Source organism: Mixta sp. BE291, assembly GCF_031457955.1.
GTDB lineage: Bacteria > Pseudomonadota > Gammaproteobacteria > Enterobacterales > Enterobacteriaceae > Mixta.
In genome coordinates this window covers 298,151-311,470 of sequence record NZ_JAVDXN010000004.1, presented here as the reverse complement: position 1 = coordinate 311,470, position 13,320 = coordinate 298,151, and the positions used below count along the sequence as shown (strand labels likewise).

Annotated in this window: 11 protein-coding genes; 3 read left to right on the top strand and 8 right to left on the bottom strand. The window is 59.1% G+C overall.

Annotated features, from left to right (window positions below; translation table 11 throughout):
- Window positions 1-7 precede the first annotated feature (7 nt).
- Complete coding sequence (locus J2X14_RS11525; RefSeq protein ID WP_352411355.1) at window positions 8-1,834, bottom strand: glycoside hydrolase family 15 protein; 1,827 nt, start codon at window positions 1,832-1,834, stop codon at window positions 8-10.
- A 232-nt stretch (window positions 1,835-2,066) separates the two neighbouring features.
- On the opposite strand from J2X14_RS11525, the gene adhP reads away from it, so the two are divergent.
- Window positions 2,067-3,077, top strand: coding sequence for an alcohol dehydrogenase AdhP (adhP, locus tag J2X14_RS11520; RefSeq protein WP_352411354.1), 1,011 nt, complete (start codon window positions 2,067-2,069; stop codon window positions 3,075-3,077).
- A 133-nt stretch (window positions 3,078-3,210) separates the two neighbouring features.
- On the opposite strand, the gene J2X14_RS11515 is transcribed toward adhP, so the two are convergent.
- The 7 genes from J2X14_RS11515 to kdpF form a co-directional block, all read right to left on the bottom strand.
- On the bottom strand, window positions 3,211-4,590 hold the full coding sequence (locus J2X14_RS11515) for a cation:proton antiporter (RefSeq protein ID WP_352411353.1): 1,380 nt from the start codon (window positions 4,588-4,590) through the stop codon (window positions 3,211-3,213).
- Window positions 4,591-4,729: 139 nt separating this feature from the next.
- On the bottom strand, window positions 4,730-5,233 hold the full coding sequence (locus tag J2X14_RS11510; protein ID WP_352411352.1) for a TIGR00645 family protein: 504 nt from the start codon (window positions 5,231-5,233) through the stop codon (window positions 4,730-4,732).
- A 54-nt stretch (window positions 5,234-5,287) separates the two neighbouring features.
- Window positions 5,288-7,966 carry a two-component system sensor histidine kinase KdpD gene (gene kdpD / locus J2X14_RS11505; RefSeq protein ID WP_352411351.1) on the bottom strand — a complete coding sequence of 893 codons (2,679 nt, stop codon included), beginning with the start codon at window positions 7,964-7,966 and terminating at the stop codon, window positions 5,288-5,290.
- A 72-nt stretch (window positions 7,967-8,038) separates the two neighbouring features.
- Window positions 8,039-8,608, bottom strand: a complete 570-nt coding sequence (kdpC, locus tag J2X14_RS11500; protein WP_352411350.1) for a potassium-transporting ATPase subunit KdpC — start codon at window positions 8,606-8,608, stop codon at window positions 8,039-8,041.
- 10 nt (window positions 8,609-8,618) lie between these two features.
- The gene (kdpB, locus tag J2X14_RS11495; RefSeq protein ID WP_352411349.1) at window positions 8,619-10,667 is read right to left on the bottom strand and encodes a potassium-transporting ATPase subunit KdpB; all 2,049 of its coding nucleotides are present in this window, start codon (window positions 10,665-10,667) and stop codon (window positions 8,619-8,621) included.
- 15 nt (window positions 10,668-10,682) lie between these two features.
- Complete coding sequence (gene kdpA, locus J2X14_RS11490) at window positions 10,683-12,362, bottom strand: potassium-transporting ATPase subunit KdpA (RefSeq protein WP_352411348.1); 1,680 nt, start codon at window positions 12,360-12,362, stop codon at window positions 10,683-10,685.
- Window positions 12,362-12,445 carry a K(+)-transporting ATPase subunit F gene (gene kdpF / locus J2X14_RS11485; RefSeq protein WP_502890003.1) on the bottom strand — a complete coding sequence of 28 codons (84 nt, stop codon included), beginning with the start codon at window positions 12,443-12,445 and terminating at the stop codon, window positions 12,362-12,364. The genes kdpA and kdpF overlap by 1 nt, the downstream gene beginning before the upstream one ends.
- 286 nt (window positions 12,446-12,731) lie before the next feature.
- Between kdpF and J2X14_RS11480 the strand changes: the two genes are divergently transcribed.
- Window positions 12,732-12,968, top strand: coding sequence for a hypothetical protein (locus J2X14_RS11480; protein WP_352411346.1), 237 nt, complete (start codon window positions 12,732-12,734; stop codon window positions 12,966-12,968).
- Window positions 12,969-12,997: 29 nt separating this feature from the next.
- The gene (locus J2X14_RS11475) at window positions 12,998-13,315 is read left to right on the top strand and encodes a hypothetical protein (protein ID WP_352411345.1); all 318 of its coding nucleotides are present in this window, start codon (window positions 12,998-13,000) and stop codon (window positions 13,313-13,315) included.
- Window positions 13,316-13,320: the final 5 nt, after the last annotated feature.

The window sequence follows — 13,320 nt, the reverse complement described above, 5'->3', positions numbered from 1 at the left end:
CGGCGCGCTACACCCGATCGCCCGGATTATCCTCCGCCAGCGCTTTCGCGGCGCACACCAGCGAGAGGTGGCTCAGCCCCTGCGGCATATTGCCCAGCCAGCTTTTACTGTGGATGTCGAACATCTCATTGAAAATCTCGACGTTGCCGCGCTGGCACAGCTGCTCAAGGATCTCATCCATAATGCGCCCCGCCTCTTCCCGCTCGCCCAGCTCAGCCAGCGCCTCAACCAGCCAGAACGCGCAGGCGACAAAGGTGGCCTCTTCCTTTTCCGCTTCTGAATAGCGATACAGCATCACGCCGCCGTGGCCCAGCTCCTCACGTATCTGCGTCAGGGTCGATAACATGCGTTGCGGATTCACACAGCTGCCGTAGTAATGGGTCAGCGCCACCGCCGCATCCAGCCGATCGCTACCCGCATAGAAGGTATAGGCCTGACGCGTTTCCGACCAGCAGTGGGTTTCAATCCAGTCGCGGATGCGATCCCGCTCGCGCTCCCAGCGCTTTATCCAGGTGGTTTCGATATGGCTATCCTGCGCCAGCTGCACCGCCTGATCGAGCGCCAGCCAGCAGGCCATTTTGGAATGCGTATAGTGCTGCTCTTCCGGCAATTCCCAGATACCGGAATCCTTTTGCCGCCAGCTGTCGGCGCAGTGATTCGCCAGCTTGCCCAACAGGCGTGAGGTAGAGAGATCCAGCACGTGACCGGCCTGAATAAACAGCCGCGCCGTCGCCAACATATCGCCATACATACTCAGCTGAACCTGATCGCGGGCGTTATTGCCCACCCGCACCGGCTGCGTATTCTGATAGCCCGACAGCGGCGGAAAACGTTCTTCCGGCACCTGGCCGCCTTCCAGCGTATAGCAGGCGCGCAGGCCGTTGTCGTGCTCGCGGATGGTGCGCGACAGCCAGGAAAACGCCGCCTTACAATCTTCCATCGACCCCAGATAAACAAAGGCTTTGATAATCAGACAGGCATCGCGGATCCACGCGTAGCGATAGTCATAGTTTTTATCGTTACCCAGTTTTTCCGGCAGCGAGCTGGTGGCGGCAGCGGCCAGCGCGCCGGTTGGCGAATACCAGAGGAATTTCAGCGCCAGCGCCGAGCGCCGAACATGATTATCATAAGGGCCTTCCCAGCTCAGCCCGTCCGCCCAGTCGCGCCAGGCGGTGTGGCTGGTTTCAATGCGTTCGTCGATCTTTTCCGGCGCCGGAATCGCCAACGGCTCGCGTTCGGTCGTAACTAACGCCACCAGCGTGCGGGAATCCGGCGAGGTGGTAAAGGTGGCGGTAAAGCGTTCGTCGCCGCATTCGTGAATCTGCACATCATCCGTCAGCCGCAGCATCGCCATCAGTTCGCCAACGTGATAAACCGGATGACCATTGATGCGTTTTTGCCACGGCGAACAGGTTTCCGCGCGCGTGCCGGGCTGAAAGATCACCTGCATCTCGACCTCTCCGCTGATCCCTACCACGCGGCGCGCCAGCTCATTCCACGGCAGCCGCCCGGCCAGCGTACTGTTCAGCGATTCCGTAATCAGCACTTCGCCGGTGTCTGTTTGATAACGCGTCTCCAGCACATTGCTGTTTTCGCGATAGCTGCGCGCCATCTGCCATTCGCCCACCGGCGACACCTGAAAATAACCGCCGGTGCCGGCGTCGAGAATGCGATCGAACAGCGGCGGCGAATCCATATTCGGTGCGCACCACCAGTCAATCGCCCCGTCAGGCGCAATCAACGCCACAGAGCGTCCTTCGCCAATCGCGGCATAATCGCCCAGCCCGGCATAGCCTTCCTGCCTGGCGGGAGAATGGTAAATCATGTTTTTCACAGGCGATGTTTTCCTTTTCTGGTAGGCGGTGCAGGCATCTACAAGCAGGTTTTTGGACGCCCGCTGCCTTTCCCGCGCTGCGCTGGAAGGGTCTTTAAAGCGTAGTACACCAGTGATCGTTGTCACATTCCGTTCAAACGCTTTACGCTTGATACCTCTAAATGGGTAGCATAAGGCAGCAACAGGAGAGCGTTGCGCCCTGAATCGTTATCGCATCAATGGAGGAAGCCGTATGAAAGCAGCCGTTGTAACAGAAGACCATCGTGTGGCCGTGGTAGAGAAAACGCTACGGGCGCTGGAGCATGGCGAAGCGCGTTTGAAAATGGAGTGCTGTGGCGTGTGTCATACCGATCTGCACGTTAAGAATGGGGATTTCGGCGATACCACCGGCATCACCCTGGGGCATGAGGGGATCGGGATTGTGGCAGAGGTCGGGCCGGGCGTGACCTCGCTCAAGCCAGGCGATCGCGCCAGCGTTGCCTGGTTTTATCAGGGCTGCGGCCATTGCGAATATTGCAACGCCGGTAATGAAACCCTCTGTCGCGAGGCGAAAAATGCCGGTTATAGCGTGGACGGCGGCATGGCGGAAGAGTGCATCGTAGTCGCCGATTACGCGGTGAAAGTGCCGGAGGGCCTCGATCCCGCCGCCGCCAGCAGCGTGACCTGCGCGGGTGTCACCACCTATAAAGCGGTGAAGGTTTCCGGCATCCGTCCAGGCAAGTGGATTGCGATTTACGGCCTTGGCGGGCTGGGTAACCTGGCGCTGCAATACGCGAAAAATGTCTTTAACGCCAAAGTTATCGCCATAGATATTAATGACGATCAGCTCGCCTTCGCCAGCGAAATGGGCGCGGACATGGTGATCAACTCACGTAATGAAGATGCGGCGAAAGTTATTCAGGAACGCACAGGCGGCGCACATGCGGCCGTGGTCACCGCCGTGGCGAAATCCGCCTTTAACTCTGCCGTGGATGCGATGCGCGCCGGTGGCCGCATTGTGGCCGTTGGCCTGCCGCCGGAGTCGATGAGCCTGAATATTCCGCGCCTGGTGCTGGATGGCATTGAAGTGGTCGGCTCGCTGGTCGGCACGCGTGAGGATCTTAGCGAAGCCTTCCAGTTCGCCGCCGAAGGCAAAGTGGTGCCAAAAGTGCAGCGCCGCACCATTGAGGAGGTTAACGACATCCTGCAGGAGATGGAAGAAGGCAAGATCCGTGGTCGTATGGTAATTGATTTCACCCACTAGTAAGCGCCTGTCCCGGCGCGCCGCTGCGCCGGGACGCCGCCATCCTTAGCAAACAAAGCAGCCCGACTTCCGCTTATCAGGTGCCCGTATCAGGCAACGCGCCCCGCGGGTAATTTCATATCAGCCGGTAGCCTTACTCGCGCTGCGCCTGCTCCACTTGCTGTTTTTCTTGCTCCGCTTTGCGACGCTGCCAGGCCTGACGGCGATTCAGCAGCGGCGTCACCGTGATGCCATGAATCACCACGCTGGCAACCACCAGCGTCAGCGCCATATCCACCATCGCATTGGCCTGCGGGCCGGACATGCCATGAACCCAGGCGTAAGCGATATAGTTAATACTGCCGATGCCGCGAATCCCCAGCCAGCCAATCAGCAGGCGACGCGCTAACGGAATACCGGTGCCGATGGTGGCTATCCATACCGCCAGCGGACGAATCACCAGAAACAGAATAGCGGCCAACAGCAGGCCGGTACTGTCCCAGTGCAGCGCCAGCGTCACGCCCAGCACCACCACCATCATGGCCGCCAACAGACGTTCCACCGTATCGCCAAACGAGAGCGCATCGCCCACCACCAGGCCTACCGTATGCGCTGGCGTATAATTCTGCTGGAGCTTGTGCCGTTGATTAGGGTTCACCAGCACTTCCGCCGGTGGGATGCGCTCGTCTTCCGGCACCTGCTCCGGCGGGTAAGTACGTACCACATGAATTTCCGCCCGACGTAGCCCGACGCCCGCCGCAAAGGCCGCCAGAAAGCCGGAAGCCTCGACATACTGCGCCGAGGCATAGGTAATAGCAATCAGCGCCAGCGTCAGGAAATCGTTGGGAGCGGTATCGCTGTTCACGCTACGCAGGCGGGTAGTGATAATGCCCACCACGCGGCCAAAACTGTAACCAATCAGCGTACCCATGCCGATCGCCCACAGCACATCTTTTGCCAGCCAGTGACCAAACATATCGGCGGAAAGCGGCGTGGTGTTATCAAACAGCAGCAGCGCCAGCATCAACAGCGGCAGCGCCGAGCCGTCGTTCAATCCCGCCTCGCTGGAGAGCGCCACGCGTAGCGAATCTTCATCGCCCGCATGGTTTACGGAAATCAGGCTGGCCAGCACCGGATCGGTCGGCGCGACAATGGCGGCAAACGCCAGCGACAGCGGCCAGGAGAAGCCGGTCACCAGGTGAACCACCACCATCATCCCCAGCACGGTCAACAACATGGCGGGAAACGCCAGCAGCACGCCATCGCGCCAGTTGGCGAACCGTTGCGGCAGGCGCAGCTTCAGGCCGGTGATAAACAGCGAGGCGGCCATGGTGATTTCAGTGATATGGGCCGTCAGCTCGGGATGGCTTAACAGATCAAGCGAGACAAAATTCAGTACCCAGGGTCCAAACAACACGCCAATCAGCAAAAAAAGGCTGAAAGAAGTCACCGGGCCGCGATGGATCCAGCCCGATGCTAAAGACATGATTAATAGTAACCCGCCGCTGGTGGCGGTCCAGGCAAGGAAATCCATTATTACTCCCGTGATAGTGACGAAACGAATGGATTAAGCCTGGCATATAACAATGGCGGATGCGGGGAAATGCTTTCGGCGTGAAACAAAAAAGCCATGCCGGGCGGCATGGCTTCACAACGGCCTCAGCGCGAGTAGATCAGTGGTCTTTCTTATCCTGACGCGTGATGTAATCCAGCCAGCCCATCAGACAGGCGGAGAAAACGAAAGTCAGATGGATAATTACATACCACATCAGCTTATCATTTTCGACATGGCGCACCTCCATAAACACCCGCAGCAGATGAATCGAGGAGATCGCTACGATAGAGGCCGCGACTTTGTTTTTCAGCGAGCTTGAGTCCATTTTGCCCAGCCAGCTGAGTTTCTCTTTGTGCTCATCGATATCGAGCTTGGAAACAAAGTTCTCATAGCCGGAAAGCATCACCATCACCAGCAGGCCGCCAACCAGCGTCATATCCACCAGCGACAGCAGCAGCAGGATCAGATCGTTTTCTGCAATTTCCAGAATATTGGGCAGCAGATGGATGATTTCCTGGAAAAACTTAATCGTCAGCGCCAGCAGGCCCAGCGACAGCCCAATGTAAACCGGTGCCAGCAGCCAGCGCGATGAATACATCAGGTTTTCGGTGAAACGTTCCATACAGTCCAGTCAGTTGATTAACAAGGCGCATAGTATAACCGAAGCTTTGTGAAGTTATTTCAGTGCATCGCTTACGCTTTCCGGCAACGGCGGCGGCGCCATCTGCGGCAGGCTGATGAAAAAACTGACGCCGCCCTGCGATCGGGATTGGGCGCGAATATTTCCGTGGTGCATCTCAATAATCGCTTTACAGATCGCCAGCCCTAACCCGACGCCCGGCACGGCGGACTCCTTATTGCCACGCGAAAACTTATCGAAAATTTTCTCTTCCAGCCCGGCGGGAATGCCCGGCCCGCTATCCCATACCTCGATTTCCAGCCGCCCGCCCTGCTCTGCGGCGCGGATACCGCGCGGCGTTTGCGGCCCGGCATATTTCACGCTGTTTTCCAGCAGATTGATAAAGACCCGCTCCAGCAGCGTGCTGTCGCCGTGCAGCCATACCAGCCGCTCCGGCAGCGCCAGCTGCACATTATCGTGCGGCAACAGACTCGCCAGCTGGGTCAAGGCGCTGCCGATAATCTCTTCCAGCGACAGCCACTCCGGCTGCAAATTCAGGCCGCCCGACTGGATACGCGCCATATCCAGCATATTGCTGACCAGCCGAATAGTGCTGAGGGTTTGCTCGCGGATCTGGCTGGCCTGCGCCGCGAACACTGAATTTTCTCCCGCCAGATCGAGCATCAGCATCTCCGCCTGGCCGAACAGCACGGTAAGCGGGGTACGCAGATCGTGCGACAGCGCCGACAGCAGCGCGTTGCGTAGCTGTTCCCGCTCCGCCGCCAGCCGGGATGCCGCTTCGCTGCGCGCCAGCGCCACACGCTCCAGCGCGTTCGCCAGCAGCACGCAGTAGGTTTCCAGCAGCCGCTGCTGCTCCGGGATCATCAGCTGACGCAGGTTTTCCGGCTCAATCACCAGCAGTCCCCAGCTTTTTTCATGGGTTTTGAGCGCCAGCATCTGCCAGGGCATCGCGGGTAAGGTGTCGGTGCCTGCCCCGGCAGGCTGGCCTTTGCTGAAGCTCCAGCGGGCAATCGCCCCGTCGGGCGGCAGCGTCAGGCTGCTGTCGCCTACAACGATAAGATCGCCATGCTCATCCGGCAACAGCAGCGCGCTGCGCGCCTGTAGCGTCGCCTGCACGCTGCGCTGGCCCGCTGCGGCAATATCTTCATAGCGCAACGCGCTGCTTAGTGAACGGGCCATTTCATACAGATAGCGCGCCCGCTGTTCACGATAGCGCGCCACCCGCGCCTGATAGCGCACGCCTGCCGTCAGGTTGCCGACAATCACCCCAACCGCCAGCATCACCGCGAAGGTCACCAGATATTGCAAATCAGAGACCGCGACCGTGCCGGTGGGCGCCACAAAAAACAGATCGAAGGCGATAATATTCATTACCGTCGCCGCTACCGACGGCCAGCGCCCATAGCGCAGCGCAATAATCACCACGCCCAGCAGATAGATCATCACGCCGTTGGCGGTGTCAAAACCGGTGAGCCAGGCCTGTCCGATAAGGGTAATCAGCGCGCACAGCAGCAGCGCGGCGAACGTCCCGCGCAGCTGGGTCGCCCATTTTTCGCCAACGCTGCGGGCATCAAGCCGTTCGTCCGGTTCGTCACGCGTTCCCTCCTCGCGCGCCACCACCACCAGATCCAGCTCTGGCCCCAGCTGACCCAGGCGGTCGGCAAAACTGTCGCGCCGCCAGCGCCGCGTTGGACGACGGCCAATAACGATTTTGCCAAGGTTATGCGCGCGCGCGTAACGCAGCACCGCCTGCGCCTCGTCGCTTTCCGCCAGCGTCGCGGTTTCCGCGCCCAGCTCCTGCGCCAGCCGCAGCGTGCGCAGAATGGCGCGCCGCCGCGCCTCGGGAAGGCGATAGAGCCTGGGGGTTTCCACATATACCGCATGCCAGACGCTGCCCAGCCTGGAAGCCAGGCGGGCGGCGGTACGCACCAGCTTCTCGCTGCCGGTGCGATCGCCAATACAGAGCAGGATGGCGTCGCGGGTGTGCCACACCTTTTCCCGCCCCTGTACGTCACGCCAGGCGCGCATCTGATCGTCCACCCGATCGGCGGTGCGCCGCAGCGCCAGCTCGCGCAGGGCGAATAAATTCCCCTTGCGGAAGAAGTTCTCAATCGCCCGCTCCGCCCGATCGCCAACGTACACTTTGCCCTCTTTCAGGCGCTGACGCAGATCGTCCGGCGGCAGATCCACCAGCACCACTTCATCCGCCTTATCGAAAAAGGGATCGGGCACCGTCTCGCGTACCTGGATGCCGGTGATGCCGCCGACCACATCGTTCAGGCTTTCCAGATGCTGCACGTTTATCGTGGTCATGACATCAATGCCCGCCTCCAGCAGCTCATCAATATCCTGCCAGCGTTTCGGATGGCGCGAGCCTGGCACATTACTGTGCGCCAGCTCATCCATCAGAATCACCGCTGGCCGCCGCGCCAGCGCCGCATCCAGATCAAACTCTTCATAGCGCGCGTGTCCAGTGGCCCGCCGCGGCAGCAGCGCTAATCCCTCCAGCAGGCGCGCGGTCTCCTCGCGTCCGTGGGTTTCCACAATGCCGACCAGCACATCCAGCCCCTGAGCGCGCAGCCGTCGCGCCTCCTGGAGCATGGCAAAGGTTTTTCCGACGCCCGCGCAGGCGCCGAAGTAAATTTTTAACTTGCCGCGATGGCTGCCGTGCAACAGCAGCGCGTCGGGATCGGGACGGGCTAACTCGTCATTCATGGCTTTCCCGAAAAAGAGTGTGAGATCAAAAACCACCGGCCGGTGCCAGGCCGGTGGTAACGCCATCATCAGCTAGCGTGTGGAAGCGTACGCATCCAGCGCCATGTTTAGTTTCACCACATTCACCGCCGGTTCGCCAAGGAATTTCAGCAGCGGGCGCGTGGTATTGTCAGCGATCAGCTGTTGTACGGTACTAAGCGGCAGCTGACGCGCCGCCGCCACGCGCATCGCCTGCCATTCCGCCGCCGCCGGAGAAATGTGCGGATCCAGCCCGCTGGCGGAAGCGGTCACCAAATCCACCGGCACCGCCTGGCTGGCCTGCGGATTCGCGGCGCGCAGCATCGCCACACGCTCACGCACCGCCTGATCCAGCGTCGGGTTATTCGCCGCCAGATTACTGCCCGACGAGGCCGCGCTGTTATAAGGCGTTTCTGCGCTGGCGGATGGGCGTCCCCAGAAATAATCGGAGCGGGTAAACGCCTGACCAATCAGCGCCGAGCCATTGTTTTCCGGCAGCAGCGAACCGTTGGCCTGCGCGGGAAACAGCCACTGTGCCAGCTGCGTGGTCATCAGCGGATAGACGCCGCCGGTTAACAGCGCCAGCAGAATAAACAGCGTCAGCGCGGGACGTAAAACAGACATGTTTTTCTCCTTAGGCCCAGCCCAGCAGGGTGAGCATCATATCAATCAGCTTAATCGCGACAAAGGGCACCAGCAGGCCGCCGACGCCATACAGCCACAGGTTACGACGCAGCAACGCCGCCGCCGCAAGGGGACGATAGCTCACGCCTTTCAGCGCCAGCGGGATCAGAAATACAATGATCAGCGCGTTAAAAATCACCGCCGACAGGATGGCGGAATTGGGCGAATGCAGCTGCATCACGTTGAGCTGGTTAAGCTGCGGGTAAGTCGCGGCGAACGCGGCTGGAATGATGGCGAAATATTTCGCCACGTCGTTGGCGATGCTGAAGGTAGTCAGGGAACCACGCGTCATCAGCATCTGTTTGCCGATATGCACCACCTCCAGCAGTTTAGTGGGATTGGAGTCGAGATCGACCATATTGCCCGCCTCTTTCGCCGCCTGGGTGCCGGAGTTCATCGCTACCGCCACATCCGCCTGCGCCAGCGCGGGCGCATCATTGGTGCCGTCGCCGGTCATCGCCACTAATCGCCCTTCCGCCTGATACTGACGAATCAGCGCCAGTTTGGCTTCCGGCGTCGCCTCCGACAGAAAATCATCCACGCCCGCTTCTGCCGCTATCGCCGCCGCCGTCAGCGGGTTATCGCCGGTGATCATCACGGTTTTGATGCCCATTTTGCGCAGCTCAACAAAGCGCTCGCGAATCCCGCCTTTAACAATATCTTTTAGCGCCACCACGCCCATGACCTGCGCGTTTTCCGTTACCACCAGCGGCGTGCCGCCGCCGCGCGCCACCTCTTCCACCAGCGCCTCTACCTGCGGCGGAAAAACGCCGTGGTTAGCAATAATATGTTTACGCACCGCGTCTACCGCCCCTTTGCGGATACTGCGTCCCTGCACGTTAACGCCGCTCATGCGCGTTTGCGCCGAGAAGGGAATAAAGGTGGCATCCATGCTTTGCAGGTCGCGCTCGCGCAGATTGAATTTCTGCTTCGCCAGCACCACGATACTGCGTCCTTCCGGCGTTTCATCCGCCAGCGAAGCAAGCTGAGCCGCATCCGCCAGCTGCTGTTCGCTGACGCCGGGCGCTGGCATAAAATGCGTTGCCTGGCGATTGCCCAGGGTGATGGTGCCGGTTTTATCCAGCAGCAGCACATCCACATCGCCTGCCGCTTCGACCGCGCGCCCGCTGGTGGCGATCACATTAGCACCCAGCATGCGACTCATGCCCGCCACGCCGATCGCAGAGAGCAGCCCGCCGATAGTGGTGGGGATCAGGCAGACCAGCAGCGCCACCAGTACCGTGATGCTGACCGCCTGACCGCCCCACGCCGAGAATGGCCAGAGCGTCGCGGTCGCCAGCAGAAAGACGATGGTCAGCGAAATCAGCAAAATGCTTAAGGCGATTTCATTGGGCGTTTTGCGCCGCTTCGCCCCTTCCACCATCGCGATCATGCGGTCGAGGAAGGTTTCGCCTGGGTTAACGCTGCACTGGATCACCAGCCAGTCAGAAAGAATCCGCGTGCCGCCGGTAACCGATGCGAAATCACCACCCGACTCGCGGATCACCGGTGCCGATTCGCCGGTAATTGCGCTCTCATCCACCGACGCGCCGCCTTCCAGCACTTCGCCGTCGCACGGCAGGATATCGCCCGCCTCGACCAGTACCCAGTCGCCCTTGCGCAGGGTTTCCGCCGCCACCTGCTGCCAGGGTTGATCGTGACGCGGCGCGCTGAGTTTTTTCGCGAAGCTGGTTTTCTTCACCCCTTTGAGGCTGCTGGCCTGCGCCTTGCTGCGTCCTTCCGCCAGCGCTTCGGCAAAGTTAGCGAACAGCACGGTAAACCACAGCCACAGCGCGATAGCGCCGGTAAACCCCGCCTCACCGGCAAGCTGCCCGGTTGCCATTGCCACCGCCAGCAGCGTGGTCAGCAGGCTGCCGAGATAGACCAAAAACATCACCGGATTACGAAACTGCACGCGCGGATGCAGTTTTTTGCCCGCGTCGACGATCGCGACGCGCATCAGCGCTGCATCAAACAGCGCCTGTTGTTGACGACTCATCAGCTTCTCCGCCCGTTAACGCGAAATCAGTTGTAGATGTTCTGCCACCGGCCCTAACGCCAGCGCAGGAATAAAGGTCAGCGCGCCGACCAGCAGCACGGTGCCAATCAGCAAACAGACAAACAGCGGGCCGTGGGTGGGCAACGTGCCGCTGCTCACCGGCTGAATCTTCTTCGCCGCCAGCGAACCGGCAATCGCCATCACCGGAATGATGATGCCGAAGCGACCCGCCAGCATGCAGAACGCCAGCAGCAGGTTCCAGAACGGCGTATTGGCGCTGAGTCCGGCAAAGGCGCTGCCGTTGTTATTGGCGGCCGAAGAGACGGCGTACAGTACCTCGCTAAAGCCATGCGTGCCTGGGTTCGCCATGCCTGCGCGCCCTGCCTCGCTCATCATCGCCAGCGCAGTACCGAGCAGCACCAGCGTCGGCGTCACCAGAATCGCCAGCGCGGTGAGTTTCATTTCACGCACATCGATTTTTTTGCCGAGGTATTCCGGCGTGCGGCCAATCATCAGTCCGGCAATAAATACCGCCAGCACCACGAACAGCAGCATGCCGTACAGCCCGGCGCCGACGCCGCCAAACACCACTTCGCCCAGTTGCATCAGCCACATCGGGATCATGCCGCCCAGCGCGGTAAAGGAGTCATGCATGGCGTTCACCGCACCGCACGACGCGGCGGTGGTAACCACCGCAAACAGGCTGCTGTTTAGGATGCCGAAGCGCGTCTCTTTGCCTTCCATATTGATGGCGCTGTCTGCGCCCAACGTCAGGAAGTGCGGATTGCCGCGCAGTTCCGCCCACATCACCACCGTGACCGCAGCGATAAACATCAGGCTCATGCTCCACAGCAGCGCCTGACCCTGTCGCCGATCGCCGACCACTTCGCCAAAGGTGAAGCAGAGCGCCGCCGGGATCAGCAAGATCGCCAGCATTTCGACGAAATTGCTGATAGCGGTGGGGTTTTCAAACGGGTGCGCTGAGTTGACGTTAAAGAAGCCGCCGCCGTTGGTGCCGAGCATTTTAATCGCCTCCTGCGAGGCAACCGGCCCCAGCGTCAGCGTCTGCCTGGCGCCTTCCAGCGTAGACAGGTCCACGCTGGCGCTCCATGTCTGCACTACGCCCTGGCTTACCAGCAGCAGCGCAATAATCAGGCTGAGCGGCAGCAGGACAAACAGCGTAATGCGCGTCAGATCGCGCCAGGCATTGCCCAGCGTAGCGAGGGATTTGCTGGCGAAACCGCGTATCAGGGCAAACGCCACGGCAATGCCGGTAGCCGCCGACAGGAAGTTTTGCACCGTCAGCCCGGCCATCTGGCTGAAGTTGCTCATGGTGGTTTCACCGGCATAGGATTGCCAGTTGGTATTGGTGACAAAGCTGACGGCGGTGTTCAGCGCCAGGTGCCAGCTCAGGTTCGGCAGGTTGTGCGGATTCAGCGGCAACGCTTGCTGCGTCATTAAAATTGTCAGCAGCAGCATAAATCCCACGGCGTTAAACAATAAAATCGCCAGTAAATAGCGCTGCCAGCTCATGCTTTTCTTATCGACGCCGCTAAGCCGCCACAGGCTGTTTTCCAGCATCGGCAACAACGGCCTGTCGTGAACCATGCCCGCCATCGCGCGCCCCAGCGGATGCGCCAACAGCATCAATATCACCAGGAAGCTTGCTAGCAGTAAAAATGCGGTGGCAACCATCAGAACGCCTCCGCATTAATCAGGGCATAAATTAAATATCCCAGCAGTAAAAACAGCAGCACGATCCCGGCCACAATTCCCATACTCACAGCCACCTCCACGGCGCATTTTAGTTAGCCGCAAGGATAAAAAAGCACATATAAAATTGGCGTTAAATTACCGGGCCGGCGTGTAAAAAAAGTATAAAAATGGCGGAAAAATGGGCTGCTCCTGGCGGGTCGCTGTTTAACAAAAAGGTCATTGCCTGCATTTATATCGGGGCATGACTATTTCATATAACTTTTGACCATACTGTCTCCGGTTATATGTTCATAGCCCTTAGCTGGCTAATACGCGGGGGTTTGCCAGAAGCTGAATAGCGACGTATATTTGAGCGAAGAAGTACAGGCCACTAAGCAAACCGGTGATAAATTATGTCAGCTCAAGACGATAAAAAAAGACATCAGCGTGAGTATCAACAGCGCGTTGAAGCCGTCCGAAACGGCCTGGCTCCCGGGCGTAAACTGGACAAACGCCCTGATGGGATTGTGCCTGTTAGCGGAGGCCGCAGCCTTACCTTTTTCTGATAAAAATGGGATGTCTTTGCCCGCATTGGTTAAAGGCTAAATAAGCTCATCCGATTGATGGCCTTTTTTATGACGTTGCACTCTATCCCCCCTGAAGAACAAATTATCAAACTCAACCGTTATCTGATCGATAGCGCTCATTTACTTCCGTCTCCGGTTATAACGGTAGGAGGTCAGGCCGTTATGTATTGGTATCTGACAAACCTGCATCTTTATCCCCAACAGCCTGATCTAACAGCCATAACCTCATTCGACGTCGACTATGTAACCCGCAAGGAAGGGGTTGATGTAATTGCAAAGATATTCAATGTGGAAAGTAGAGTTCAGGAAATTTTTAATCCCCCGTCTATCGCGGTACTGAACCTGATCGATAAAAATACTGATTAGCTCTG

What these genes read in the sequence shown, in the direction of transcription:
- J2X14_RS11475 (WP_352411345.1), top strand. Translation starts at nt 12,998, where the DNA reads ATGACGTTGCACTCTATCCCCCCTGAAGAACAAATTATCAAACTCAAC.
- J2X14_RS11510 (WP_352411352.1), bottom strand. Translation starts at nt 5,233, where the DNA reads ATGGAACGTTTCACCGAAAACCTGATGTATTCATCGCGCTGGCTGCTG.
- kdpB (WP_352411349.1), bottom strand. Translation starts at nt 10,667, where the DNA reads ATGAGTCGTCAACAACAGGCGCTGTTTGATGCAGCGCTGATGCGCGTC.
- J2X14_RS11515 (WP_352411353.1), bottom strand. Translation starts at nt 4,590, where the DNA reads ATGGATTTCCTTGCCTGGACCGCCACCAGCGGCGGGTTACTATTAATC.
- adhP (WP_352411354.1), top strand. Translation starts at nt 2,067, where the DNA reads ATGAAAGCAGCCGTTGTAACAGAAGACCATCGTGTGGCCGTGGTAGAG.
- kdpD (WP_352411351.1), bottom strand. Translation starts at nt 7,966, where the DNA reads ATGAATGACGAGTTAGCCCGTCCCGATCCCGACGCGCTGCTGTTGCAC.
- kdpF (WP_502890003.1), bottom strand. Translation starts at nt 12,445, where the DNA reads ATGGGAATTGTGGCCGGGATCGTGCTGCTGTTTTTACTGCTGGGATAT.
- kdpA (WP_352411348.1), bottom strand. Translation starts at nt 12,362, where the DNA reads ATGGTTGCCACCGCATTTTTACTGCTAGCAAGCTTCCTGGTGATATTG.
- kdpC (WP_352411350.1), bottom strand. Translation starts at nt 8,608, where the DNA reads ATGTCTGTTTTACGTCCCGCGCTGACGCTGTTTATTCTGCTGGCGCTG.